General features: G+C 69.3%; 17 protein-coding genes. 10 read left to right on the forward strand and 7 right to left on the reverse strand.

Annotated elements, in window-relative coordinates; genetic code table 11:
* Positions 1–20 precede the first annotated feature (20 nt).
* Together DB31_RS20250 and DB31_RS20255 are read right to left on the reverse strand one after the other, a co-directional pair.
* A complete protein-coding gene (locus DB31_RS20250; RefSeq protein WP_044190427.1) occupies positions 21–350 on the reverse strand; it encodes a tellurite resistance TerB family protein in 330 nt (109 codons plus the stop codon).
* 82 nt (positions 351–432) lie between these two features.
* Positions 433–1,710: a penicillin-insensitive murein endopeptidase gene (locus DB31_RS20255; protein ID WP_052420129.1), complete on the reverse strand. Its 1,278-nt coding sequence runs from the start codon at positions 1,708–1,710 to the stop codon at positions 433–435.
* Positions 1,711–1,991: 281 nt separating this feature from the next.
* On the opposite strand from DB31_RS20255, the gene DB31_RS20260 reads away from it, so the two are divergent.
* From DB31_RS20260 to DB31_RS20270, 3 genes are read left to right on the forward strand one after another with little or no spacing between them, the layout of a single operon-like run.
* The gene (locus DB31_RS20260; protein ID WP_044190430.1) at positions 1,992–3,380 is read left to right on the forward strand and encodes a CPBP family glutamic-type intramembrane protease; all 1,389 of its coding nucleotides are present in this window, start codon (positions 1,992–1,994) and stop codon (positions 3,378–3,380) included.
* Positions 3,381–3,427: 47 nt separating this feature from the next.
* Complete coding sequence (locus tag DB31_RS20265) at positions 3,428–3,877, forward strand: PaaI family thioesterase (RefSeq protein WP_044190433.1); 450 nt, start codon at positions 3,428–3,430, stop codon at positions 3,875–3,877.
* 3 nt (positions 3,878–3,880) lie between these two features.
* A complete protein-coding gene (locus DB31_RS20270; RefSeq protein WP_044190435.1) occupies positions 3,881–4,345 on the forward strand; it encodes a PaaI family thioesterase in 465 nt (154 codons plus the stop codon).
* A 49-nt stretch (positions 4,346–4,394) separates the two neighbouring features.
* Here the strand turns inward: DB31_RS20270 and DB31_RS20275 are convergent, their stop codons facing one another.
* Positions 4,395–6,803 carry a glutamine--tRNA ligase/YqeY domain fusion protein gene (locus DB31_RS20275; RefSeq protein ID WP_044190437.1) on the reverse strand — a complete coding sequence of 803 codons (2,409 nt, stop codon included), beginning with the start codon at positions 6,801–6,803 and terminating at the stop codon, positions 4,395–4,397.
* Between the two features lie 372 nt (positions 6,804–7,175).
* On the opposite strand from DB31_RS20275, the gene DB31_RS20280 reads away from it, so the two are divergent.
* Both DB31_RS20280 and DB31_RS20285 read left to right on the forward strand, forming a co-directional pair.
* A complete protein-coding gene (locus DB31_RS20280; protein ID WP_044190439.1) occupies positions 7,176–8,528 on the forward strand; it encodes a porin in 1,353 nt (450 codons plus the stop codon).
* 250 nt (positions 8,529–8,778) lie between these two features.
* Complete coding sequence (locus DB31_RS20285) at positions 8,779–9,759, forward strand: pirin family protein (protein WP_083968551.1); 981 nt, start codon at positions 8,779–8,781, stop codon at positions 9,757–9,759.
* A gap of 14 nt (positions 9,760–9,773) precedes the next feature.
* Here DB31_RS20285 and DB31_RS20290 read toward each other — a convergent pair whose 3' ends face one another.
* Positions 9,774–13,112, reverse strand: coding sequence for a hypothetical protein (locus DB31_RS20290; protein ID WP_044190445.1), 3,339 nt, complete (start codon positions 13,110–13,112; stop codon positions 9,774–9,776).
* A 241-nt stretch (positions 13,113–13,353) separates the two neighbouring features.
* Here DB31_RS20290 and DB31_RS20295 point away from each other — a divergent pair, with 241 nt between their 5' ends.
* The gene (locus tag DB31_RS20295; protein ID WP_044190447.1) at positions 13,354–15,186 is read left to right on the forward strand and encodes a methyl-accepting chemotaxis protein; all 1,833 of its coding nucleotides are present in this window, start codon (positions 13,354–13,356) and stop codon (positions 15,184–15,186) included.
* Between the two features lie 10 nt (positions 15,187–15,196).
* Here DB31_RS20295 and DB31_RS44990 read toward each other — a convergent pair whose 3' ends face one another.
* Together DB31_RS44990 and DB31_RS20305 are read right to left on the reverse strand one after the other, a co-directional pair.
* The gene (locus DB31_RS44990; protein ID WP_052420130.1) at positions 15,197–15,838 is read right to left on the reverse strand and encodes a beta-sandwich domain-containing protein; all 642 of its coding nucleotides are present in this window, start codon (positions 15,836–15,838) and stop codon (positions 15,197–15,199) included.
* Positions 15,839–15,968: 130 nt separating this feature from the next.
* Positions 15,969–16,733: an SDR family NAD(P)-dependent oxidoreductase gene (locus DB31_RS20305; protein WP_044190449.1), complete on the reverse strand. Its 765-nt coding sequence runs from the start codon at positions 16,731–16,733 to the stop codon at positions 15,969–15,971.
* A 29-nt stretch (positions 16,734–16,762) separates the two neighbouring features.
* Here DB31_RS20305 and DB31_RS20310 point away from each other — a divergent pair, with 29 nt between their 5' ends.
* Complete coding sequence (locus tag DB31_RS20310) at positions 16,763–17,545, forward strand: alpha/beta hydrolase (protein WP_044190450.1); 783 nt, start codon at positions 16,763–16,765, stop codon at positions 17,543–17,545.
* Positions 17,546–17,630: 85 nt separating this feature from the next.
* The gene (locus DB31_RS20315) at positions 17,631–18,212 is read left to right on the forward strand and encodes a hypothetical protein (protein ID WP_044190453.1); all 582 of its coding nucleotides are present in this window, start codon (positions 17,631–17,633) and stop codon (positions 18,210–18,212) included.
* A 104-nt stretch (positions 18,213–18,316) separates the two neighbouring features.
* Here DB31_RS20315 and DB31_RS20320 read toward each other — a convergent pair whose 3' ends face one another.
* Complete coding sequence (locus DB31_RS20320; protein ID WP_052420131.1) at positions 18,317–21,052, reverse strand: Kelch repeat-containing protein; 2,736 nt, start codon at positions 21,050–21,052, stop codon at positions 18,317–18,319.
* Between the two features lie 223 nt (positions 21,053–21,275).
* On the opposite strand from DB31_RS20320, the gene DB31_RS20325 reads away from it, so the two are divergent.
* Positions 21,276–22,457 (forward strand): acyl-CoA dehydrogenase family protein, encoded by a 1,182-nt coding sequence (locus DB31_RS20325; RefSeq protein WP_044190456.1) that lies wholly within the window; start codon positions 21,276–21,278, stop codon positions 22,455–22,457.
* Positions 22,457–23,170, forward strand: a complete 714-nt coding sequence (sitA6, locus tag DB31_RS20330) for a SitA6 family polymorphic toxin lipoprotein (protein WP_083968521.1) — start codon at positions 22,457–22,459, stop codon at positions 23,168–23,170. The genes DB31_RS20325 and sitA6 overlap by 1 nt, the downstream gene beginning before the upstream one ends.
* The last annotated feature ends 3 nt before the right edge of the window (positions 23,171–23,173 follow it).

Genomic DNA, 23,173 nt, shown 5'->3' on the forward strand with positions numbered 1-23,173 from the left:
CCCCGTGTGGCGCGGACGGCCTACGGGATGGACAGCATGCCCTTGATGCGGTCGATCAAGGCCTTCTCTGAGTCGGCGAAGGAGCCATCGGAGACGGCCAGGGCTCGGGCGGCCTCCAGCACGTCATCGGGGCGGGTGCGCAGGATGGCCAGGTCCGGCTCGGGCAGGGGACCTCCGGCCTTGAGCGCGCCCAGGAGCGACTGGAGATCCGCCTCGGGCACGTTCCAGCTGCGGCCTAGGCCGAAGATGACGAGATGCTCGGCGTGTGTGAGCTGACGGTCACTCCAGGCGACCTGGAGCAGCAGCTTGATGATCTCGGTGTTGAAGCGATCCTCGGCAGAGGGCGTCATCCATCATTCCCCGGGCTAGAGCGGCTCGACTCTACACCCAGGCGGGGCGAGGTGGGGCAGCGCCGTTGGCTGGGAGACGCTCTCAGGTCCCCGGGGCGTCCGAGGCCGTGGCCTCCGGCGCGGGCTTCTCCTCACCGGCGGCCTTTACCTCGGGCGGCGCTTCGGCCTTCAGGGCGGGCTCGGCCCCCGTCTCGGGGGCGGGCGCGGGGACGGCTTGGCTCTGGGCCTGGGCCTGGATCATCGCGTCCACGGGCAGGCGGCGGGGCGGCACCACCACGGGGGGCGGGACGGGGCAGCGCGTGCAGGGGCCTCGGAGCGGCACCGAGAGCACCTGGCCGATGTGCAGCATGGAGCCGCGGATGCGGTTCGCGTTGCGGAGCCCCTGCACCGTGGAGTTGTACTTGATGGCGATGGCGCCCAGCGTGTCGCCCGAGCGCACCCGGTGCATGGCGATGTTGTGCTCCGGCTGCAGCGCGAGCAGCGGGGCGAGGCGGCGCCCCAGCTCCTGGGCGCGCGGGTTGTAGAAGCGCACGTGGAAGTGGTCGCGGTGGCCACGCGCGTGCTTGATGATGGACTGCTCGCCCGCGTGGAACAGCGAGTCCAGCCACGCCTTGTCCTCGCCGATCTTCAGCGCGTGATCATAGAGGACCTTCTGGACACGGCGGTCCACGAGGATGAGCTGCACGTCCGCGTGGGTCACCAGGGCGCGGATGAGGGCCCAGTTCATCACCAGGTCGATGGAGTTCTCGCGGGCGCGGGTGCGCACCACGTTGCCGTTCGGGTAGTAGAAGCCCAGGTCCACATCCCGGCCGTTCTGGTGGCTCTTGTGGGGCCGGATGTAGCCGCCATCCTTGGCGCTGATCTGGTTGACGCGGAGCAGGGGGGCATCGGGGTAGCGCGCCCGGAGCTCGCGGATGACCTGGGTGAGGTAGTCGACGGTCTCCTGGGTGGTCCACGCCTTCTCGGGGGAGACGACGGTCCAGTCCTTGCTGTCCGGGAAGCGGAGGGCGTTGACCATGCGGCCGCTGTGCACGAAGCCCACGGACACCGAGCCCAGGGTGGCCGGCTCCTCCTTCCACCGCCGCTCCAGCTCGGTGTCGGAGATGTCGGTGGTGTACTGCACCTCGGGGCTGCCGGGAGAGGCCTCGGGGCCCTCGGACTCATCCGACTCGGTGGATTCAAACCCAGCGACCTCGGCCGAGTCAGAGTCGTCATCCGCCTCGCCCTCGGCGGCGTCTTCGCCCTCGGGAGCCGCCTCGGGGGACTCCGCCACGGCCGTCGAAGCCGTGGGAGCGCTCACCGCCTCGGTGGCAGCCCCCGGCATGGCGGCCGAGGATGCCAGCGGCTGAGACGGTGGCACCGCCGCCGTTTCGGCGTGCGAGGGGCTCGCCGGCGGGACGGAGGGGGAGACGACGTGCGCGGTACACGCAGCGCACAGCAACAGGGGAATACAGGACAGGAAACGCACGCGGCGCAGAGGATTACCCGAAAACGGCCAAACCTGAAGCGGACGGCCAGCCAAAGTCGGGCGGACTGGGGCGCTCGTGACCCCGGAGGGCAGGCAGGCAAGCACAGGCCCCGAGCGAGAGACATGTTCCTTGCGGGCCCGAGGGGCCCGGACGATGGTGCAAGCGGCCCCTCATGACCGTGCTTCTTCCCTCGGAACAGCCGCCCGCGCCTCCCTCGCCGCAGCGTGACTCCGAGGAACGCATTCGGCAGTTCTTCCTCTGGGCACTGGTGGCGGGAATCGTGCCTGTCTTGGGTCTGCCCGTAGTGCTGGGGCTGACGCTGCTCGGGCGGCGGGAGGCGGCGAGCCCGTCTTATCAGCGCTGGTACCGGAGGCTCGTGGCGCTGGCCATCCTGGACGTGCTGGTGGCGGCGGCCAGCCTCAGCCTGTCTGGGGGGAACTGGAAGGAGCGGGCCCGCTCCCCAAAGGTGCTCGCGGCGCCCCGGGTGCTGGGCGTCACGGTGGATCCGGACTCCTCCGGGCCAGGGCTTCGGCTCGCGGAGGTGGATCCGCGCGGGCCTGCGGCGGCAGCGGGCCTGAAGGCCGGCGAGGTGGTGCTGCGAGCCGAGGAACAGCCCCTCTCGAGCAGCCAGCACCTGAGTGAGCGGATCCAGTCGTTGCAGTCCGGTGCGGCGGTGCGGCTGGAGGTGGAGAGCGGTGGGGCCCGGCGGGAGGTGCGCGTGGTGCCTGTGGAGGCTTCCGAACTGCCTCCGCTGCCGCGAGGCCTGTTCGAGCCTCAGCCCCGAGGCGTGCCCGTGCTCACCCGGGACACGTGGAAGGGTGTGCTCGGGCTGGTGCTGCCGGTAGGGGCGCTGCTCGGGTTGTGGGGGCTGGGCCGCCGCCGTGGCGCCGACACGCGCCCGCTTCTGGTGCTGGGGGCGCTCGTGGTGTCGGGGCTCGGCACATGGGTGGCCTCCCGGGGGCTCTCCGCGCTGCTCGGAGGGCCCTCCCGGGGCGTGGTGCTGCTCAGTGGCGCGGTGAGTGCGGGGGGGCTGCTGCTCGTGGCGGCGGTGCTGGCCCGGCGCGCCCCTCCAGTAGCCGAGGCGCCGGAGCAGCCACGGTGGCTCTGGGTCTACTTCTCGAGCGTGGGGCTGCTGATCACCCTGGGGGCGCGCGCGATGGTGTTGGTGGGCTGGGTGTCTCAGGTGCTGGGGGCGCTGCCCGACCAGAACCAGCACCCGATGGTGGAGATGGCCCGGCAGGGGCCGCTGGGGCCGCTGGGGTGGAGCTTGCTGGCCATTCCCTCGGCGCTCTTGGCGCCCGTGGGCGAGGAGCTGCTGTTCCGAGGGGTGCTCCTGCCCTGGCTGAGCGGGTGGATGGGGAGGGTGGCGACGCTGGTGGTGAGCGCGGCGGTCTTCGCGTCGCTCCACCTCTTCTATGGCGTGTTCGCCGGGTGGATCTTCTTTCTGGGGCTGCTGCTGGGGTGGGCGAGGCTGGCCAGCGGCGGGCTGCGCGCGCCTATGCTCCTGCACGTCACCATCAACAGCGTCGCGCTGCTGATGTTGGCGCGCACCCTGGTATGACTCCATCGTTTCAACTGGACTTCGTCTCCCCTGGACGTGTGGCCCTCATGAGCGACGAGGCATTCCCTCAGGACAAGCAGGCCTTGATGGAGATGCTGGGTCCCCTGTTTGGCGACGCGGTTCCCCACAACCAGGTCCTGGGCATGCAGCTGGTGGACGTGGGGCCGGGAGAGGCCTCCGTGCGGCTGCCGTATCAGGACTTCCTGGTGGGCAACCCCGAGACGGGCGTGCTGCACGGCGGGGCCGTGATGGCGCTGCTCGATGTGGCTTGCGGCACCTCGGTGTTCCTCAAGCTGCGGCGACTGGCGCTCATCGCCACGCTGGATCTGCGCATCGATTACCTGCGGCCAGCCCGTCCCGGGAAGGACATCCTCGCGCGCGCCGAGTGCTACAAGGTGACGCGCTCGGTGGCCTTCGTCCGGGCGCTCGCGCATGACGGAGAGCCGGACGATGCCGTGGCCTCCGCTCAGGGCACCTTCATCATCCGGGAAGACTGAGCCATGGAGCCCCGCCCGCCCATCCGCCTGGCCGAGCTGCTGCGCGAGGTCCGCCAGAGTGGCGATTACCGCCGCCTCACCGAGGCCATCCCGTACGCGCGCTTCCTGGGGCTGCACATCGAGCCCCAGGGTGGCGAGGTCCTCTGCCGGATGGAGTACTCGCCGAGAATCCTCGGCCACCGTGCGCTGCACGGTGGCACGGTGGGGGCCCTGATGGAGTCCGCCGCCATCTTCGAGCTGCTGCGCCAGCCGGCCACGGAGCACGTGCCCAAGGTGATCAGCGTGACGGTGGATTTCCTGCGCAGCGGCAAGCTGCAGGACACGTACGCCCAGGCCCGCATTGTCCGGCACGGGCGCCGCGTGGCCACGGTGCGAGTCGAGGCCTGGCAGGAGGACAGGGCGAGGCCCATCGCCAGCGCCCACGTGTTGCTCCTGCTCAGCACATCCACGCAGGCTGGGCGCGAGTAAGTCCGCAGTGAGCGGTGGGCCGGCCTGGCGGTGCGTTGTCTATCCGAGGCTACCCGAGCATCTCGTTCAGCAGCTTCGCGACGGCCTTCGGATCCGCCTGGCCGTTGGTGGCCTTCATGACCTGGCCCGTGAAGAACCCGGTGAGGCCCTTCTTGCCGCCCCGGTACTCGGCGACCTTGGCGGGGTTGGCGTCCAGCACGCCCTGGATGGCGGCGCGCAGCTGCTTCTCATCGCTGACGACACGCAACCCCTTGCGCTCGACGATGGCCGCAGGCGCCTCGCCGGACGTCTGCGCCTCCGCGAGCACGTCCTTGGCGATGCGGGAGCTGATACTGCCCTCGGTCACCAGCGCGACGAGCGCCGTCAATTCCTTCACGCCCACGCGGTGGGTGCCCGCGTGGATGGAGGCGGCCAGATCGTTCACGACCCATGACGCCAGCGCCGCCACCTGCTTGCCCTCAGCTCCCTCCAGGTACGAGGCGAGCTGCGGATCGCGTGCGAGCAGGTTCGCCTCATTCTCGCTGACGCCCTGCGTGCGCAGGCGCGAGAACACGGCTTCCTGTGCGCTGTCGAGCGCCGCGCGGGCCGGTGCCGGAGCCGAGGACGCCGCCGTGTCCGCCTTCCTCTCGGGCTTCGGCTTGGACTCCGCCTTGGTGGGCTCTGCCGTCTCGGCCTTCTTGGCCCAGGTGTCCTTCAGCGTGATGATCCGGTTGAACACCAGCGCGGTGTCGCTGCTGTCCACCGGGTCTCGCCAGAAGTAGCCGGTGCGCTCGAACTGGTAGCGGGCGTCGGCCGGATCCTTCGTGACGCTCGGCTCCACCAGCCCGTGCGTCACCACGAGGCTGTTCGGGTTCACGAAGCTCATGAAGTCCGTGTTGAGCGGCTGCGCCTCGTCCTCGTGGCCGGGCTGCTCGGGCTCGAACTGCGCGGCCTCGGCGTCGGGGTTCGGCACCGTGAAGAGGCGGTCGACCAGGCGGAACTCCGCCTTCACGCCGCGCGTGGCGCTCACCCAGTGGATGACGCCGCTGGCCTTGCCTTCCTCGCCAAGCCACGTGGCGCGCAGCTCCGTGGGCTCTCCGTTCGGGCCCTTGATGACCTCATCGCAGCGGATGATGCCCGCGCTCCGCAGGCGCACCGTTCCGCCGGGCGTGAGCCGCTTGAAGCCCTTCGGCGGGTTCTCGCTGAAGTCGTCGTGCTCGATGACGATCTCCCGCGTCAGCGGCACGTCGCGCACGGCCTTCTCGGTCGCCACGCGCTCGCCAGAAGGAACGAGCACCTTGCCGTCGGCGCTGGGGCCCGTGGCCTCCTGCGGCCAGTACGGCAGGCTCAGCGTGCGCTCCGCATCCAGGTTCTGGATGACGACCTTCAGCGGGCGCGTCACGGCCATCACGCGAGGAGTGCGGTTGCTCAGATCCTCGCGGACGGCATTCTCGAAGATCGCCAGGTCCACGGTGCGGTTGGTGCGGCTCACGCCGATCTGCGACGCGAAGGCACGCACGGACTCGGGGGTGATGCCCCGGCGGCGCATCGCGCTGATGGTGGGCATGCGCGGGTCATCCCAGCCGCGCACCACGCCCTCCTTCACCAGCCGCCGCAGCTTGCGCTTGCTGACGACCGTGTACTCCATGCTGCGCCGGCCGAACTCGTACTGGCGAGGTGGCTCGCGGCCCTTCTCCTGGGCGGAGAAGAGGTGGTCCATCAGCCAGTCGTAGATGGCGCGATTGTCGATGAACTCGAGGCTGCACATGCTGTGCGTGATGCCCTCGATGGCGTCGCTGATCGGATGGGCGAAGTCGTACATCGGGTAGATGCACCACTTGTCCCCAGTGCGGTAGTGCGGCACGTGGACGATGCGGTAGAGCACCGGGTCGCGCAGCTTGAAGTTCGGATGGGCCAGGTCGATCTTCGCGCGCAGCGCGTGCTCGCCGTTCTTGAACTTGCCCGCGCGCATCTGCCGGAACAGCTCCAGGTTCTCCTCGACGCCGCGGTTGCGGTACGGGCTGGGCGTGCCGGGCTTCTCGGCCGTGCCGCGCAGGCGCGCCATCTCCTCGGCGCTGACGCTCTCCACGTACGCCAGGCCCTTCTGGATGAGCTGCTCCGCGTACTGGTAGAGCTGCTCGTAGTAGTCCGAGGCGTAGAACAGGTGGCGCGTGTCCCAGCCCACCCACTTCATGTCGCGGATGATGCTGTCGGCGTACTCCTGCGTCTCGCCCTCGGGGTTGGTGTCATCCATGCGCAGGTGGCAGACGCCGCCGTAGTCCTGCGCGGTCATGAAATCCAGGTAGCTGGCGAAGGCATGCCCCAGGTGCGCGTAGCCGTTGGGCTCCGGAGGGAAGCGCGTGACGACCCGGGTGTGCTTTCCGGACTTGAGGTCCGCGTCGATGATCTCGGTGATGAAGTTCGGGGCCACACGCCGCGCCTCGGGGGCGGGGATGAGGTCAGCTGGCGACTTGCTCATGCGGTCACTCTACTGTCCTGAGGGTATGGATTGGTGCGATTTGGCGGCGGAACGTAGCAGCCCGCGCGGCCAGGGAGCGGGGATCCTTGCTCCAAGAGCACGCTCCCTTCAGGAGCCCAGCCAAGGCGGTGTTTTAGAGGTCATCCGCTATAACGGACGCTTTTCGCTTGGTTGTCCCAAGGGATATCCGTTATGTTGGAAACAGAGTGAGGCGTCCGTGATAGTGGATGCGTTCAAATGATGAAGGCCTGCCGCCGCTGTTGTTGCTCTTCCCAATACCTGTGGTGAATCGGCCGGCCACACCGCCTGTGCCGGTGCCTTGGGAAGCCCATGCGTCGCAGCGAGCGCTCAGCGCTCGGAAAACTCTCCCCCATGTCCTCTTCCATCCCCCCGGGCGCTTCGCGCGCCATCCCCGTCCTTTTCCTGCTGTGGCTCGGTCTCGGAAACGTTGCCCAGGCCCAGACTCCCACTGACTCCACGAGCACGCCTCCGCCCCAGCCCGCAGCGGATCAGCCCGTGCCTGCGGAGCCTGTTGCCGCACAGCCCGCTCCCGCTCCGCCCGCTCTGAGCGCTCCGCCGGAGAAGCCCGCAGCGGAGAAGGAGAAGGACAAAGCTCCCCCCAGCATCACCGCAGAGCCCGGGAAGGGCGTCGTGGTGAAGGCGGCGGATGGCCGCTACTCCTTCGGAATCCGAGCGCGGCTCCAGCTGCGCAGCACGTACGTCCACTTCGGAGACAGCGACACCAGCGAGACCCAGGTCCGGACGATCCGTCTCAATGTGGCGGGCAATGTCCTGTCGCCGGACATCAAATACACCATCCAGTTGGCCTTCGGTGGCAACGACTTCGACACGGGCAGCAGCTCGCCCATCTTCGATGCCTACGTGGACTACACCCGCTTCCGTGACCTGAACATCCGCGTCGGGCAGTTCTTCGTGCCCTTCGATCGCGCCCGCACCATCCGCGAGTTCGCGCTGCAGTTCGTGGACAGGCAGATCGCGGTGCGCGAGCTGAACCTCGACCGCGACGTGGGGGTGATGATCTCGTCCTCCAACCTCTTCGGCCTCTCGGATCTGCTGAGCTACCAGTTCTTCCTCGGTGGAGGAGATGGGCGGAACCGCTTCACGGCGTACTCGGCCGGACCCCTCACCGTGCTCCGGCTCACGGTGCGGCCCTTCGGCGCCCTGGATGACGATCAGGAGTCGGACCTGACCCGCGCGGACAAGCCCCGGCTCGCCGTGGGCGTCGCGGGCGCCTACAACTACAGGACTTCGCGCGCTCAGAGCACCATCGGCACGGCCTTCACCGCGGGCACCGCGAACTACACACACCTCGCGGCGGATGCGGTGTTCAAGTACCGCGGCTTCTCGCTGCTGGCCGAGGGCCTGTGGCGCAAGGCCAACACGGACGTGCTCGAGAGGACCGTCAATGGCACCGTCACCCGAGAGCCCACGCGCTCGGGCCATGGCTACTTCGTCCAGGCCGGGTATCTGGTGAACTCGGAGCTCGAGGTGACGGCGCGCTGGGACAAGCTCTTCTCCCGTGGGCCCACGGATCCGGCGCTGGTGCAGCTCGTGCGGACCCAGGGCAAGCAGCTCGGAGGCGGCCTCAACCTCTATCTGAATGGCCACGCCTTCAAGGTGCAGGGCGACTACTTCTACATCTTCGGCTCCAGCGGCGTGGAGCCGCGCCACCAGGCCCGTCTCCAGCTCGATGCGAGCTTCTGAGAGGGGTCCGGCTCGCTCCTTGCCGGGGTGAGCGGGCCGGGCCCCGGGGCCGGCTGAAGCTGTCAGGATTTCAAGGAGTTACGCCTCGTGCGACGCCGGTGGGAATGGAGACGCGCACTCCCCCTGTCTCAGCCTGGGGACAGGGGGCTGCTGCATTGTTCGAGCCTGGTCGCTACATCCTATGGCACACAGTGGGAGTGAGGTGCTTGTGAGCGACGAGGCCGTGCTGAGTGTGAAGCCGTTGGCGGGGATGCCGTGGGAGACGCCCGATCCCTTCCTGTTCTGTGTCCACCACGATGACGCGTACCCGAAGGGGAACGAGCAGCTGGGCCCCGCGGCGTCACTTGTGGGCCGGAACATGGGACAGGACTTCGAGGGCAAGGACGGCTGGCGCATGTACCACGGCGACGTGGTGCCCGGCTTCCCGAGCCACCCGCACCGAGGCTTCGAGACGGTGACCATCGTTCGCCGGGGCTTCATCGATCACTCGGACTCGCTGGGCGCCACGGCGCGCTTCGGCCATGGGGATGCCCAGTGGCTGACGGCGGGCAAGGGCATCGTCCACTCGGAGATGTTCCCCCTGGTGAACCCGGACGCACCCAACCCGCTGGAGCTGTTCCAGATCTGGCTCAACCTGCCGAGCGTGGACAAGCTCGCCGAGCCCCACTTCTCCATGCTGTGGAACCAGCACATCCCCCGGCACGTCGCGAAGGACGCGGCGGGCCGGACCACGGAAGTGACGGTGGTGGCGGGCCAGGTGGCGGGGCTGAAGGCGCCGCCTCCGCCTCCGAAGTCGTGGGCCTCACGCCCGGACTCGGACGTGGCCATCTGGACGATCAAGATGGCGCCCGAGGCGCGGTGGACGCTGCCACGCGCCATGCAGGGTGCGAACCGCCGACTGTACTTCTTCAGCGGGAGCTCGCTCCAGGTGGCGGGCCAGACGGTTCCCGTCTCCCGGATGGTGGCGCTGCGCCCCGAACTGGACGTGGAGCTGGTGAACGGCCCGGCCGAGAGCGAGCTGCTCCTGCTGCAGGGCCGGCCCATTGGTGAGCGCGTGGCGCAGTACGGCCCCTTCGTGATGAACACGCAGGCGGAGCTCCAGCAGGCCTTCATGGACTACCGGCGCACGGAGTTCGGGGGCTGGCATTGGCCGAGCCATGGCCCAGTCCACCCGAAGGGCCAGGGCCGGTTCGCCAAGCACGCGGACGGCCGCATCGAGCACATGGACTGACCGGCTCGGGTCTGTCACTCCTGGGCGGTGGTGATGGCCCGGGCCACCGCCCGGATGGCCGGACGCGGGTGCTCTCGAAGGGTGCGCAGGCGCTTGGCGGCATCCTCTCGCCAGTGCAGGCGCTCTCCCGCCGCTCGCACCAGCTCGATGGAGACGAGCGGCGCCTCTTTCTCCAGCCGATCCGAGATCTCCAGCAGCGTCTCGGGCTCCCACTCGGCGCTGGGGTGGCTCACCGCCGTAGCGACCTCGCTGGCCAGTGCAGGGGCGAAGAGCGGCTCTTCCTGGGACTCCTGCGCGAGCGCTTGGAGCGCGGTGGCCACGGTCTCCGCGTCCTTCCACTCCAGGGCACTCAGGCGGAGGCCCGCGCTCTCCGGCCAGAGCGACGCGTCCGTGGCAATGACTCGCGCCACCTCGTGAAGCCGGGCCCGCAGCCGCAGGCGCACCGAGCGGGGGAAGTTCACGAGCGTCGCGCACAGGTGCTTGAGGCGCTGACGTGCGGGCTGGTCCCGCTCGGCCGTGGCGTTCTGCGCCTCGGGGGTCGGCAGCATGACGAGCGCCGAGGCCGTCGCCACCACTCGCTCCACCGCGAGCCCATCCTGGACGGACTCGACCAACGCCCGTGTGGCCTCGCTCCACTCGGCGCCTCCCGTGAGATCCAGGATGCGCTCCGAGGCTGCGCTCGCCACCTGCTCCTCGGAACCGGGGGACCAGGCCGAGAGTGCGAGCCACGCCCGGCGCCGGACGCTCAGGTCCGGATGCCGGGCCACCTGGAGAACGAGTGCCGCGTAGCGCGGGCGTACCTCGGACCGCAGCTCCAGGGGGCGCTGGTCCAGCAGGCTCGCGGCCACATAGGTGTCCTCACTGCGCGCCATGGCGTCGAGCAGCGCCCACGCCTCCTCCGAGTCCAGCAGCTGCCGCGCCGCGTGGCCCACGGCGATGCGCACGTCCCGGTGGAGCTGCGGGCGATCGAACTGCTGGCGGAGCAGCGCAAGGCTGCGCGCCGAGCGGAACATCCCCAGCAGCCGCACCGCCTCCTTCTGCACGGTGACCTTGAGCTTCTCGCGCTGGAACAGCTCCGCCAGCGTGGACGAGAGCGTCTCGCCGCTGACCAGTCTCGCCACCCGCGGCACCGCGTACATGGCCACCCGGGCGCGGTCCCCGTCGAGGTTCTCCAGCAGGAGGGGCAGTGCCGTCTCCGGCCGGTCCAGCCATGCCAGCGCGCCGAGCGCCGCCTCCACGGTGGGCACGTCCTGCGACTGGAGGAACGGGGTGAAGGTGTCCACCGTCACCACGGGCATCCGCGGCAGGGTGCGGAGCGCGGACATCCGCTCCCACGCGCTGCGCTGTCCATCCCCGGCGATGCGCACCAGCAGCCCGGCGAGCTGCTGCTGCTGCCGGGGCAGCCACCGGTGGAAGCCGTCCTGGGCCGGGGGTACCCAGCCCGCGTTGCCCGTGAGGAAGCGCCCTCGCAGCCGCCGGCCTTGGAGGAACGGGTCCAGCCAGTCCTGCCGGCGCCGGTGGAGGTGCTCGAAGACCCGCGGAATCGTCACGGTTGTCTCATCGCGGTCCAGGAGCTTGCGCACCCGCAGCTCTCGCGTGCGCGGCGGCGCGAGCCACAGCGTGATGGCCGTCCGCGCGAGTCCCTCGGGAGAGGCCTCCGTCGCGGGCTCGAGCAGCGCCTGCAGCATGTCCACGTTCCACGCCCTGCGGCCGAGCGCCTGGGCCAGCGCGAGCAGCAGGTGGTGGCTGTCGCGCTCCGCGGCGGCGCGGATCATGGGCAGCAGCGTCGCCACGATGCGGTGCTCGGCACCTCGCGGCAGATCCCGCTCCAGCGATGGAAGCGACAGGCTGCCGCTCTGGCCCGCCAGGCGCTTGAGCGTCTCCAGTGCGAACTGGAACAGCGGGCCCTGGGGCTCGTGGGCGTGGCCCTGCATCAGCCGGAAGGCCAGCCGCTGGAGCGCGGCTCGGGTGGTGGGGGAGGAATCCCGCGCCTCCACGACGAAGCCCACCAGCTCCGTGAGAGAGGGGATGTGCTCGTCGGTGAAGCTGGAGAGTGGCACCTCCGCCAGCGCGCTGAGTGCCGCCATGCGCACGGGGTCCTGCTCGTTGCGCAGGCGCTTGAGGTGGGTCAGCGTCTCCGTCATGCCTCGCCGGGACAGCCCGGTGGCGCGCACGAGGTAGGCGAGCGCCTGGGCCCGGTCCTCGGCCTTGGCGGCGAAGGCGGCCTTGGCCAGGGGCTCTCGCGCGTGCTCGATGAGGCGCAGGGCCTGGGTGGCCAGCAGCCGGTCGCGATCCTCCCGCACCTCCCGGAACGAGAGCCGCCGCTCCGCCTCCGCGTCCCGCAGCGCATGGGGTAGCACCGCGAGCAGTGCGTCCGGCAGCTCGCGCGCGGGGATGCCCTCGAACGCGTGGGTGAAGAGCTCCGCGCGCCGCGAGGGAGGCAGCGCTTCCAGGAAGGCGGCCAGGTTCGGCGGAATCTCCCCGAGGAGCCGGGCCAGGGTGCGCTGCTGCTCCGGTGAGAAGGCGTCGGCCTCCACCAGCATCCCCGAGGGAAGTCCCTGGTTCCGCAGCCAGCCGCGCATCGAGGGCCGCGTCAGCAACTCGAAGATCTGGTCTGGATGCCGCCGGGTGAGGCAGCGGATTCCAGCCAGCAGGGGTGAAGGCATCACGTCCAGGGGCGCGAAGTCGCGCGCGAGGGCGAGCACCTCCGCGCTGCGCAGGCAGGTGAGCTCCGCCAGCGGCTCGTAGTACCGGAAGAAGAGCAGGGCGCGCTCACGCTCCGGCGCGGCGGCGAAGCGGGACTGGAGGTAGCCGAGCACCGCATCCGGGTAGCGCCACGTCAGGCTGTGCCAGCTCTTCAGCTCGTGGCCCAGCTCCGGCAGCAGGCGCCGCACGGAGGCCTCATCCAAGGCGGGGAAGAGCAGGGTGGCCTCGGCAGAGCCATGGCGGGAGAGGATCTGGGGGAGGAGCCGGAGCGCCAGCGCACCCCTCCGGGCCAGCGCCACGCCCTTGAGCACGCGGCGGCGTACCGAGGGCGCCAGCTCGGGCAGGAGCCGCTCCAGCGAGGCGTCATCCCGGATGCACGGCCCTGCGAGCGAGGCGGCCAGGGTGCGGATCTGCGAGGAGGGGTGGGTGAGGCCCCGCAGCAGGGGCGCCTCGTCCCGGATGGTGCGCGCCAGCTGGAGCGCGAGGCCCGCCTCGTACGCATCGCCCGAGAGCAGCTCGTCCATCAGTTGCGTGAGCGCGGCCGTGCTTCGCGCCTCCTTCCCGAGCGCCGCGACGCGCGCCATGCGGGCCCCATAAGAGAGGGAGTTCAGCTGTTGGAGCAGCACCTCGCGAGTCGGAACCGTCATGGGGTCTCCTGAAGCGGGGGCCGAGAGGCTTGTCCGCCTGTGTATCCTCCGTCAATTCGCTCTGAAACCCGGTGCCCAGGGGGCAGGGAATCAGCCGCCCGGAAGCACGGGCACCGTTGCCTACAGAGGCTCCTACCCCTCTGATAGTCCTGTCACGGCCATCCTTCTCACCACCGCGCAGCCTTTTCGGTTTACGCTGGTTTTTATCTTGCAGCCCCTCTGCTCTGCCCCCCACTAGAAGATGAAGCTCAGCCTCGCCGCCAGGGTCACCGCGGCCTTCCTGCTCTTGGTCCTTCTCCTCACCTTTGGGAGCGTGGCGCTCGTGGCCATCTCCCTGCGGACGAGCGTGGAAGAGCGCCTCAGCCGCAGCCTGGAGGGGGACATCTCCAGCTGGCGCACCCTCCTGGAGCAGGAGGGGCGGGTGCTCTCGGTCGCGGCCCACGGCGCCGTCAATGGCCCCGCGCTGCGCGCAGTGCTCGCCAGCGAGGGCATGGATCGCGAGACGCTGGAGGGCATCGCCGCGGAGCAGCGCGGGCTGATTGGCGTGGACCTGTTGCTGCTCACCGGGCCGAAAGGCAAGGTCCGCGCGGGCAGCCTCTCGGGCACGCCTCCCGGAGACGTGTCCGCGCTGCTCGACCGCAAGCAGCCCGGGCCGCTCGTGGTCGAGCAGGTCCCCTACTGGAGCGTCATCCAGGCCGTCGAGGCCAACGGGCGCACCGTCGGGTACCTCGTCCTTGGGGTCCAGGTGGGGGAGAACCTGCTCAGGCGCTTGCGGGAGCAGGGCGGCGCGGAGGCCCTGCTGCTGTTGGATGACGGGGTGAGCGCCAACAGCCTGCACTCGGCCAGCGCGGAAGAGGTGCTCAAGGCCCTGCCCGAAGTGGGGGACTCACCGCACTTCCTGGAGCGGGGGGGCTCGCGCATCCTGGTGACGCAGATGGAGATGGGCGAGGGCCTGCGGCTGGTGCTCACGCGCAGCGCGGACGAGGAGCTGGCCCGCTACCGCGCCACGCTGCTGTCGCTCATGGAGCTGGGCGCCGGGGCCGCGCTCGGGGCCGGGCTGCTGGGCTTCCTCATCGTCCGGCGGGTGACGGGGCCGCTGCGGCAGCTCACCGCCGCCACCGCGCGCGTGGTGGCCGAGGGGGACTTCCGAGGGACGCTGGAGGTGAACTCGCAGGACGAGATTGGCGAGCTGGCCACTTCGTTCGGGCGGATGATGGACCAGCTGCGAGAGATCCTCTTGGTACTGGACGCCTCGGCCGCCGAGCTGGAGCACGCGGGCTCCCAGCTCTCCTCGGACGCCGCGGCCCAGAACCGGACCGCCACCCGCCAGGCCTCCGCGCTCTACGAGACGCAGGTGACGGCGCAGGAGCTGCAGCGCAGCTCGCAGCTGGCCGCCCAGCGCGCGCAGGCGATCCTCAAGGGGGCCGAGCGCGCCGACTCGCTGGGCCGCGCCGGTGAGCGCGCCATCGAGAGCAGCGTGGGGGGCCTCACCTTCATCCGCGATCAGGTGGACCAGATCGCCCTCACCAGCCACGAGCTCCAGCAGCGCACGCTGCAGATCGGCGGCATTACGCAGACGGTGAAGGACCTGGCGGACCAGTCCAACATGCTGGCGCTCAATGCCGCCATCGAGGCGGTGCGCAGCGGCGAGCACGGCAAGGGCTTCGCGGTGGTGGCCCGGGAGATCCGCACCCTGGCGGACCAGTCCGTGGGTGCCACGGCGCGGGTGCAGGAGATCCTCGAGGACATTCGCGTGGCCATCTCCAACACGGTGGAGACGAGCGAGAACGGCGCGCGTGAGGTGGAGGGCGGCCTGTCCCAGGTGCGCGCCACGGGCGAGAGCCTGCGCGCCCTGGCCAGCTTGGTGCACGAGAACGGCGTGGCCGTCCGGGAGATCGCCGAGACGGTCAGCCGCCAGGACGTGGGCATTGCCCAGCTCTTCGATGCGCTGAAGGATTTGTCCTCGCTCTCGCAGGAGACGGTGACGCGCCTGCAGGCCACCGAGCAGGCCGCCTCGCGGCTCTCGGCGGCCTCGGGCGAGGTGCGCGCCATGGTGCGCCGCTACAAGCTCTAGGCGCGGCGCCTCAGAGCTTCACCTCGGCGGTACCCTTGGCGGTCACCTTCACGGTCACGGGTCCCTTCTCATCGCCTGGCCGGTAGACGCGCAGCTTCCACTCGCCTGCGGGCACATTCGTCAGCGTGAAGCTGCCGTCCTCCGAGGGCTTGGTGAAGTACGGGTTCTGGAGCACGAGAATCACAGCGCTCATCCGCGGGTGGATGGTGCAGAAGATGTCCACCCGGCCCTGCTCGTCGAACTTCAGCACCTTGGACTGCTCTTTCCCATAGAGCCCCAGGTCGAACGACTTCACCTTGGACTTGGAGAAGACGTTGTGGGTGACCCAGTCATCGTTGGTGAAGTCCACGGAGGTGCCCTTGAACAAGGGCATCACGGCTGGAGAGAAGCGGGCGCCGCGCTGGGAGAGCTTGATGGGCGTGGAGGGAGGCGGCGGGAGGCTGCCCTCGGGAACCTCCTCGATGTAGATGACCGTGCGCTGCGCCTCCTGATCATCGGCGACGGGGATCGTGCCCTTCACGGTGCCGGCGGCCGCGGGCAGTGCCAGGAGGGAGAGGAGGAGGGTGGAGCGGAGGACGGCGGACGTGCGGTGGGTGACGTGAGCGCGCTTGCCGCGAAGGCGCATGGCGCGCGCCGAGGACAGCTTGGACATGTGAAGACCCCCTGTTGTTGCTGGGGCCTATCTTCTCCTACTGAACGCCTCCTCGCCTGTTTCGAGCGAGTCCCTCGAGCTCCGCGCCGGGAGGAAGATCAGTGAAGTAGTTGACACTGTGGAGGGCGGCTCAGCCGCCGAAGTCGCCCGCGCTAAGCGCGATCGCCGTGCCGGTGATGCTCGCCGCCGCGTCCGAGGCGAGGAAGAGGCACGTTGCCGCGATTTCCTCGGGTTGGATCATGCGGCCCGTGGCGTTCATGGCCGCGAGCGTCTCGCGCGCCTGCACCTCGGTGCGGCCCGAGGTCTTGCTGATGGTGGAGACAGTCTGGGCAAGCATGTCGGTCTCCACCCAGGCGGGGTTCACCTGGTTCACCGTCACGTTCTTGCGCGCGAACTCCACCGCGAGCGAGCGGGTGATGCCCAGCAGGGCGTGCTTCGAGGCGCAGTAGGCGGATGTGTACGCGGCGCCGCGCACCGAGGCGATGGAGCCGATGTTGATGACGCGGCCGCCGCCGGCGGTGGCCATGGCGGGCATGAGCTCGCGGCAGAAGAGGTAGGGCGCCGTGACGTTGATGGCCATGACACGGGCCAGGTCCTCGGTGCGGGTCTTCGCCAGCGGCGCGGAGACGGAGATGCCCGCGTTGTTGATGAGCACGTGGGGTGCGCCAGCCTGGAGGATGGCGCGGCAGGCGGCCAGGAGCGCCGCCTCATCCGTCACATCGAGCGGCAGGGGGCGCAGGGCGTCACCGGCCTCGGCTTTGAGCTTCTCGAGCGCCTCGGCCGAGCGTGCCAGGGCCCACACGTCATAGCCCTGCTGAACGAAGGCCAGCGCCAAGGCGCGGCCAATGCCGCGGCTGGCGCCCGTCACCACCGCCGTCTTCCTGGGAGTCGTCATGGCGCGGCAGGATACGCTACTAACCCTCCATGGCATCAGGACCCTTCCACTTCGAGTCGCTCGGCTGGATGGAGCCTCCGGGCTTTGCGGGCCGGGAGGTGCGCGTCTTCGTGCCGTCCCGCTTCGATCCGCAGGTGCCCACGCCTGCACTCTTCCTCTTCGATGGGCAGAACGTCTTCGAGGGCCCTCCGGGACAGGACCAGGGGTGGTTCGTCCACGAGGCCATCGAGGGGATGGACCCACGTTGGAACGTGGCCCCGCTGGTGGTCGCCATTCCGAGCGGTACTTCCTGGGCCGAGCGGGAGGACGAGCTGACGCCCTGGCCCACCGAGGGCCGAGGCGGACGCGCCGATGCCTTCCTCGACTGGGTGGCCCACGCGGTGGTGCCTCGCACGCGAGAGCGCTTCCTCCTCCCGGAAGGGGCGCTGGGAGCGGTGGTGGGCGGAGCCTCCTGGGGCGGACTGCTGGCACTCCACGCCCACTTCGCGTTCCCACACCTCTTCGGTGGAGCGCTCGCGCTGTCACCCAGTTGCTGGGTGGGGAACTTCGCGATCTTCGAGTCCCTGCGCCACCGTGAGCGCCCTCCTTTCAGCCGCATCTACATGGATTGCGGAGGGCGCGAGGCGGAGGGCCGGATGCTGCCGCCCGCCGAAGCCCTCGCCGGGGAGCTCCGAGCGCGGGGCTACTCCCGGAGCCAGCTGTGGTGGCGGCCGGACCCTGGCGCGGATCACAACGAGAGGGCCTGGCGAAGGCGCCTGCCCCGGGCGCTGCGCTTCATGTTCCGCCGAGGCCCTCGGCCGGGCCGACCCTGAGCCTACTTGCCATGGTTCTGTCATGGCGCGGTCGCGGGAGTCCTAATATCAGCCCCGAGAGATCACCCCGCACCCGGAGGGCGAAATGATGGAGCTTGTGAGGACTGCCAGCGTCGCGTGGTACGTGACGGGCCGGTTTTATACGGCGGCCGATCAGACGACGCAGGACCTGGGCTACTTCCTCCATCTCCAGGGGATCGAGGGGGATCTCTTCGATGGCAAGCCCAGCGAGAAGACCGCCTTCTTCACCTTCCGGTCGGCGCCGTTCACGGCCCAGCCCGTGACCAACGGGGACATCTCCCTGGGGCTCGACACAACGGGTGAGTTCACCCTGTACCTCAAGCGTCACCCGGGCGCGTCCTTTGATCAGCCCAGCTCTTTCTCCGAGGGAGAGCCCATCGCGAGGTTCCGCCGGGTCAGCGTCGTCATGGGTGCGACCTTCTCCAGCCCTCAGCCCCAGCAAGGACTGCTGGCACTCAACGTCTTCACGGCGTCGCTCATCTGGAGCCAGGAGTTCGAGTTCCGGGGCGCCCGGTATGATCTCCGGAGGCTGCTGCCAAACGGCATCACGCAGTGGGGAGAGGCGAGCCCCACGCTGCTCCCCGCGCCGAAGGGCTTCGAGAAGGTCTGCGCGTTCGTCGGGTCCGCGATCGCGGCAGGACGGTGAGGGAGGGCTTCGTCAGGCGGGAGCGCCCCGGCCTCCTCCATCGCAAGCTCGACGGCTTGCGCTGAGGAGCCGAGGCGCCCACCCGTGTCAGCGATACTCGGGGACTACCAGGGGCAGTTGACGACCTGCACGGTGCGCGTCACGGGCGGGGCGCGGTTTCCGCCTCCATCCGTCACATTGTACAGCAGCGTGTAGGTGCCGACGGCCCAGGCATTTACCTCGCCCGTGCGCCACACCCAGCTCGTGATGTTGCCGTAGCACGCGTCGGTCGCCACCACGCCCGGGTCCTGCCACGGGGTGTTGCACGTGTGCACGATGGATGAGGCGCCCACGAGCGTCAGCGTCGGCGGCGTCGAGTCATTCACGATCACCGTGCGGGCGGCATCCACCGTCTGGCCCCCCGCATCCCACGCGGAATAGGAGACCGTGTACTCACCCTCGTACTGCAGCAAGGGGCCCGGTCCGGAAGAGTCCGTGCCCGTGTTGTACGCGTGCACCGTGATCGCGTTGCCACACCCATCCACGGCCTGAGCGCCCGGATCGCTGTAGGCCGTGTTCCGGCGGCACTCCAGGACCAGCGGGGAGCCGCCGTTGACCGTGAGCACCGGAGGCTGCGAGGCGCAGGTCTGCGGCGGAGCCTCCTCGGCGTACAGCTCCGCCGAGGCCACGCTGTTGCCGCCGCTGTTGCCGCCCACCGCCAGCACCTTTCCGGAGGCGAGTTGCACGGTGCTGTAGGTGCTGCGGGCCTGGGCCATCCGGTCCGCGGAGTGCCAGGAGCCCGTGCTCTCGTCGTACCACTCGGAAGAGGGGAAGTCCGTGGAGCTGTTTCGCCCGCCGGTGACGAGCACCTTGCCCGAGGGCAGCAGATCCGCCGAAGCATCGAAGCGAGCCGCGCTCAGGGGCTGGAGGGCGCTCCACTGGTTGGTGGCCGGATCGTACACCTCGGCGGTAGCCACCGGGATGTAGCTCGCGTTGTAGCCGCCCGCCACGAGCACCTTGCCCGAGGGCAGCAGCGAGGCCACGCCGTACAGGTGGGCCGATGACAGCGCGCCCGTGGCAGTCCACGTGTGCGTGGCGGGATCGAACACTTCGGCCGAGGCCAAGGGGCCATTGGGGCCAGAGCCGCTGATCGCCAGCACCTTGCCGGACGCCAGGAGGACGAGCTTCACGCCGAAGCGGCCGGTGAGCAGGGCGCCCTCGGCGCTCCAGGTGCCGCTGGCCGGATCGTACAGTTCCACAGAGTTCAGGTTCGAGCTCGACGAGCCGCCACCGCCCACGGCCAGCACCTGGCCCGACGGCAGCAGCAGCGCCGCGTGGTAGGAGCGAGCGAAGGCCATCGAGCCAGTGGGGCTCCAGGTGCCCGAAGTGGGATCATAGAGCTCCGCGGAGGCGTACCGGCCGTCCGGGCCAGCACCGCCCGCGATGAGCACCTTCCCCGAAGGCAGCAGGGTCGCCGTGTGCTGGTAGCGGGGCACGGCCATCGAAGCCGTGGGGCTCCAGGTGCCGGAGGTGGGATTGTACAGCTCGGCCGAAGAGAGGAGGGTGTTGCTGCCCAGGGCATAGGTCTGACCGCCGCCCGCCACGAGCACCTTCCCGGACGGAAGCAGCGTCGCGGGGGTGGAGGAGCGCACGGTGGTCATGGCTCCCGTGGAGGCCCAGCTCACGGTGGCGGGACCGTACAGCTCCGCGCTCGCGCTGAAGTAGGGGCCTGTGTCGCCACCCACCGCCAGCACCTCGCCGGAGCTCAGCAGCACCGCCGTCCGGCCATAGCCGCCCAGGGTCGACAGGGTGCCCGCGCTGCTCCAGGTGCCCGTGTCGGGATCATAGATCTCGGTGCTGGAGAGGAAGTAATCGCCCGCGGTGACGACCACCTTGCCGGAGGGCGTGGTCGTCGCGGCAAACGAGGCGCGAGCCTTGCTCATGCTGCCCGTCGGGCTCCAGGAGTTGGTGGCCGGGTCGTACACCTCGGCGCTGTTGCCGTTGGGCGAACTCCCACCCGTGATCAGCACCTTGCCCGAGGGCAGCAGCGCGGCGGCGTGGCCGCTGCGAGCCTCATGGAGGGTCGCGACGGCGCTCCAGGAGTTGGTGGCCGGGTCGTACACCTCGGCAGTGCCGGCGGCGATGCTCTGCGCTCCGCCGACGACCAGCACCTTGCCGGAGGCCAGCAGCGTCGCGGAGTGCCCCGGGTAGCGGATCGTGAGCATGGGACCGGTGAGGGTCCAAGTGTTGGTGGCGGGATCATACACCTCCGCGGTGGAGAGCGCGCCGCTGCCATAGTTGCTGTAGCCGCCGGTGACGAGCACCTTGCCCGACGGCAACAGCGTCGCCTTGTGGCCGTAGCGGTCGGTGCGCATCGAGGCGGCGGCGGTCGAAGTCTTCGTCACTGGGTCATACAGCTCCGCCGAGCCCGCCGTGCCGCCATTGGTGCCGCCCGCGATCAGCACCTTGCCGTTGGGCAGCGCCGTGGCGGTGTGGCTATAGCGCGTGGTCTGCAGGTTGCCGGCGAAGCTCCAACTCCGCGTGGCCGGGTCATAGAGCTCCACGCTGCTCAGGGAGTTCATCCGGTTGCCGCTGCGGGTCATGCCACCAGTGACCACGGCCTTCCCATCAAGGAGCGCTGTGAGGGTGTGATTGGCGCGCGTGGTCCCCAGAAAGCCGGCGGAGGACCAGGTGGAGACCGTCGTGGTCAGGGCCCGCTGAGATACGGCCTTGCCTGGGGCGAGGTGGGGGGCAGGCTCCGAGGGGCGAGCCTGCTCCGGAGTTTCGGAGGGCTCGGTGGAACTGCAGGCGATCAGAGTGCACAACAACAGGACAAGCTTGGGGTGTGGCGGCCGGTGCATGGGGGACCTCCCGTTGAACTGAGGGCGGGAGGATGCTGCAGGACTCCGACGAATCTTGGAAAAATCAGTTGCATGTTTAATCGTGAATGTCGGTTTTTGCGGGCGCACATGCTCACCTTCACGCGCGGCTGGTCGGCGGAACCTCTGCCTACTCCCAGCGCGAGCGGGCAGCCGCGTCCCTCATGTTAGAAGCCGCGCATCCCTTCACCCCCGAGGAAGAGCCATGCCGCGCGCGGAGATCACCGACCTGCTCCTGATCGACCAGCTGCTGACGGACGAGGAGCGAGCCGCGCGGGACACGGTGGCTCGCTTCGTGGACGAGAAGGTGCTGCCCATCATCGGCCAGCACTTCCGAGAGGGCACCTTCCCCGCGCACCTCATCCCCGGCCTGGCGGAGCTGGGAGTGCTGGGCGCCAACCTCCAGGGGTACGGCTGCGCGGGGATGAACACGGTGAGCTACGGGCTGATTCTCCAGGAACTGGAGCGAGGGGACTCGGGGCTGCGCTCGTTCGCATCGGTGCAGGGCTCGCTGTGCATGTTCCCCATCCACGCTTACGGCAGCGAGGAGCAGAAGCAGCGCTTTCTGCCGGGCATGGCGCAGGGCCGCATCATCGGGTGCTTTGGGCTGACGGAGCCGGACTTCGGCTCGAACCCGGGCGGGATGAAGGCGCGGGCGCGCAAGGATGGGGACACGTGGGTGCTCAACGGCAGCAAGGCGTGGATCACCAACGGGGCCATCGCGGATGTGGCGGTGGTGTGGGCGAAGACGGAGGAGGGGGGCGCCGAGTCCGTCCGAGGTTTCCTGGTGGAGAAGGGGATGCCGGGGTTCACGGCGCGGGAGATTCCGGGGAAGTTCTCGCTGCGGGCCTCGGTGACGAGCGAGCTGTCCTTTCAGGATGTCCGTGTACCGGAGCGCAACGTGCTGCCGAAGGTGACGGGGCTCAAGGGGCCTCTGTCGTGCCTCAACAACGCGCGGCTGGGGATTTCATTCGCGGTGACGGGGGCAGCCATTGCGTGCTTCGAGGGAGCGCGGGAGTACGCGCTGTCGCGCGTGCAGTTCGACGGCAAGTCCATCGCGGGCTACCAGCTCACGCAGGAGAAGCTGGCGGACATGCTCCAGGAGATCGTCAAGGCGCAGTTGCTGGGGCTGCGGGTGGCACGGCTGAAGGACGAGGGCAAGGTGACGCCAGTGATGGTGAGCCTGGCCAAGCGCAACAACGTGAAGGCGGCGCTGGAGATCGCGCGGACGGCGCGGGGCATCTACGGAGCCAACGGCATCACGGACGCATACCCGCCGGTGCGGCACATGCTGAACCTGGAGAGCGTGTTCACCTACGAGGGCACGCACGAGGTGCACACGCTGGTGCTGGGCAAGGCCATCACGGGCATTGACGCGTTCAACTGATGGGATGGCTTTCAATGCGATGGCTCTGGCTGTGGGCGGCTGGTTTCCTGGCGGCCTGCGCGACGCTCCCTATCTCTGAAGGGGAGAATCTCGGGTGTGAGGTTGCATTCGAGGCCTTTTCGTTCGACGAGGCCTGCGCGGATGAGAGCAGCCTGACGCCGCTGTGTGGCGGTGGGCAGTGTGGACTGTACCGATGCCGTGAGGTTCAGGAACACCTCCCGGCGGGAAGCGTGCTCCTTACCAGGGGAGGGGGACTGTCACTTCCCATCGTTGGGGGCGGCGCGCAGAGGAACTGGGGAAGTGCGCAGGAACTGCCGCAGGACAAGCGGCCGGTGTTCATCATCCCGTGGCGGCACAAGCCGCCCCTGCTGCCAAGCCAGATCCAGGCGCTCAAGGAGGCGGAGCAAGAGCGCCGAAAGCCTCACGAGAAGCACCACATCTTCCCGCAGGCCTCCCGGGAGTGGTTCGAAGGGAAGAAAATCGACATCGACGAATACACAATCCCGCTGGAAGTGGAGAAGCACCGGAGCATCCACCGGGGCGAGCGTGGAGGGCCGTGGAATGCCGCCTGGAGAAAGTGGATCTTCGATAACGGCGACGCGACGAAGGAAGAGATTTTTCGGTACGCCGGGCAGCTTATCTACGAGTTCGAGTTGTTCGGGCCCATTGTGCCCTATTGGAAGCTGCCGCCACCTCTGCCGCCGGGATATTGAGGC

Source organism: Hyalangium minutum, from assembly GCF_000737315.1.
In the GTDB taxonomy this organism is placed as follows: Bacteria; Myxococcota; Myxococcia; order Myxococcales; family Myxococcaceae; genus Hyalangium; species Hyalangium minutum.

Coding starts and splice junctions, on each gene's coding strand:
- DB31_RS20280 (WP_044190439.1), top strand. CDS start 7,176: ATGTCCTCTTCCATCCCCCCGGGCGCTTCGCGCGCCATCCCCGTCCTT.
- DB31_RS20290 (WP_044190445.1), bottom strand. CDS start 13,112: ATGACGGTTCCGACTCGCGAGGTGCTGCTCCAACAGCTGAACTCCCTC.
- DB31_RS20270 (WP_044190435.1), top strand. CDS start 3,881: ATGGAGCCCCGCCCGCCCATCCGCCTGGCCGAGCTGCTGCGCGAGGTC.
- DB31_RS20320 (WP_052420131.1), bottom strand. CDS start 21,052: ATGCACCGGCCGCCACACCCCAAGCTTGTCCTGTTGTTGTGCACTCTG.
- sitA6 (WP_083968521.1), top strand. CDS start 22,457: ATGGGATGGCTTTCAATGCGATGGCTCTGGCTGTGGGCGGCTGGTTTC.
- DB31_RS20305 (WP_044190449.1), bottom strand. CDS start 16,733: ATGACGACTCCCAGGAAGACGGCGGTGGTGACGGGCGCCAGCCGCGGC.
- DB31_RS20265 (WP_044190433.1), top strand. CDS start 3,428: ATGAGCGACGAGGCATTCCCTCAGGACAAGCAGGCCTTGATGGAGATG.
- DB31_RS20275 (WP_044190437.1), bottom strand. CDS start 6,803: ATGAGCAAGTCGCCAGCTGACCTCATCCCCGCCCCCGAGGCGCGGCGT.
- DB31_RS20260 (WP_044190430.1), top strand. CDS start 1,992: ATGACCGTGCTTCTTCCCTCGGAACAGCCGCCCGCGCCTCCCTCGCCG.
- DB31_RS20250 (WP_044190427.1), bottom strand. CDS start 350: ATGACGCCCTCTGCCGAGGATCGCTTCAACACCGAGATCATCAAGCTG.
- DB31_RS44990 (WP_052420130.1), bottom strand. CDS start 15,838: ATGTCCAAGCTGTCCTCGGCGCGCGCCATGCGCCTTCGCGGCAAGCGC.
- DB31_RS20325 (WP_044190456.1), top strand. CDS start 21,276: ATGCCGCGCGCGGAGATCACCGACCTGCTCCTGATCGACCAGCTGCTG.
- DB31_RS20315 (WP_044190453.1), top strand. CDS start 17,631: ATGATGGAGCTTGTGAGGACTGCCAGCGTCGCGTGGTACGTGACGGGC.
- DB31_RS20285 (WP_083968551.1), top strand. CDS start 8,779: ATGCCGTGGGAGACGCCCGATCCCTTCCTGTTCTGTGTCCACCACGAT.
- DB31_RS20310 (WP_044190450.1), top strand. CDS start 16,763: ATGGCATCAGGACCCTTCCACTTCGAGTCGCTCGGCTGGATGGAGCCT.
- DB31_RS20295 (WP_044190447.1), top strand. CDS start 13,354: ATGAAGCTCAGCCTCGCCGCCAGGGTCACCGCGGCCTTCCTGCTCTTG.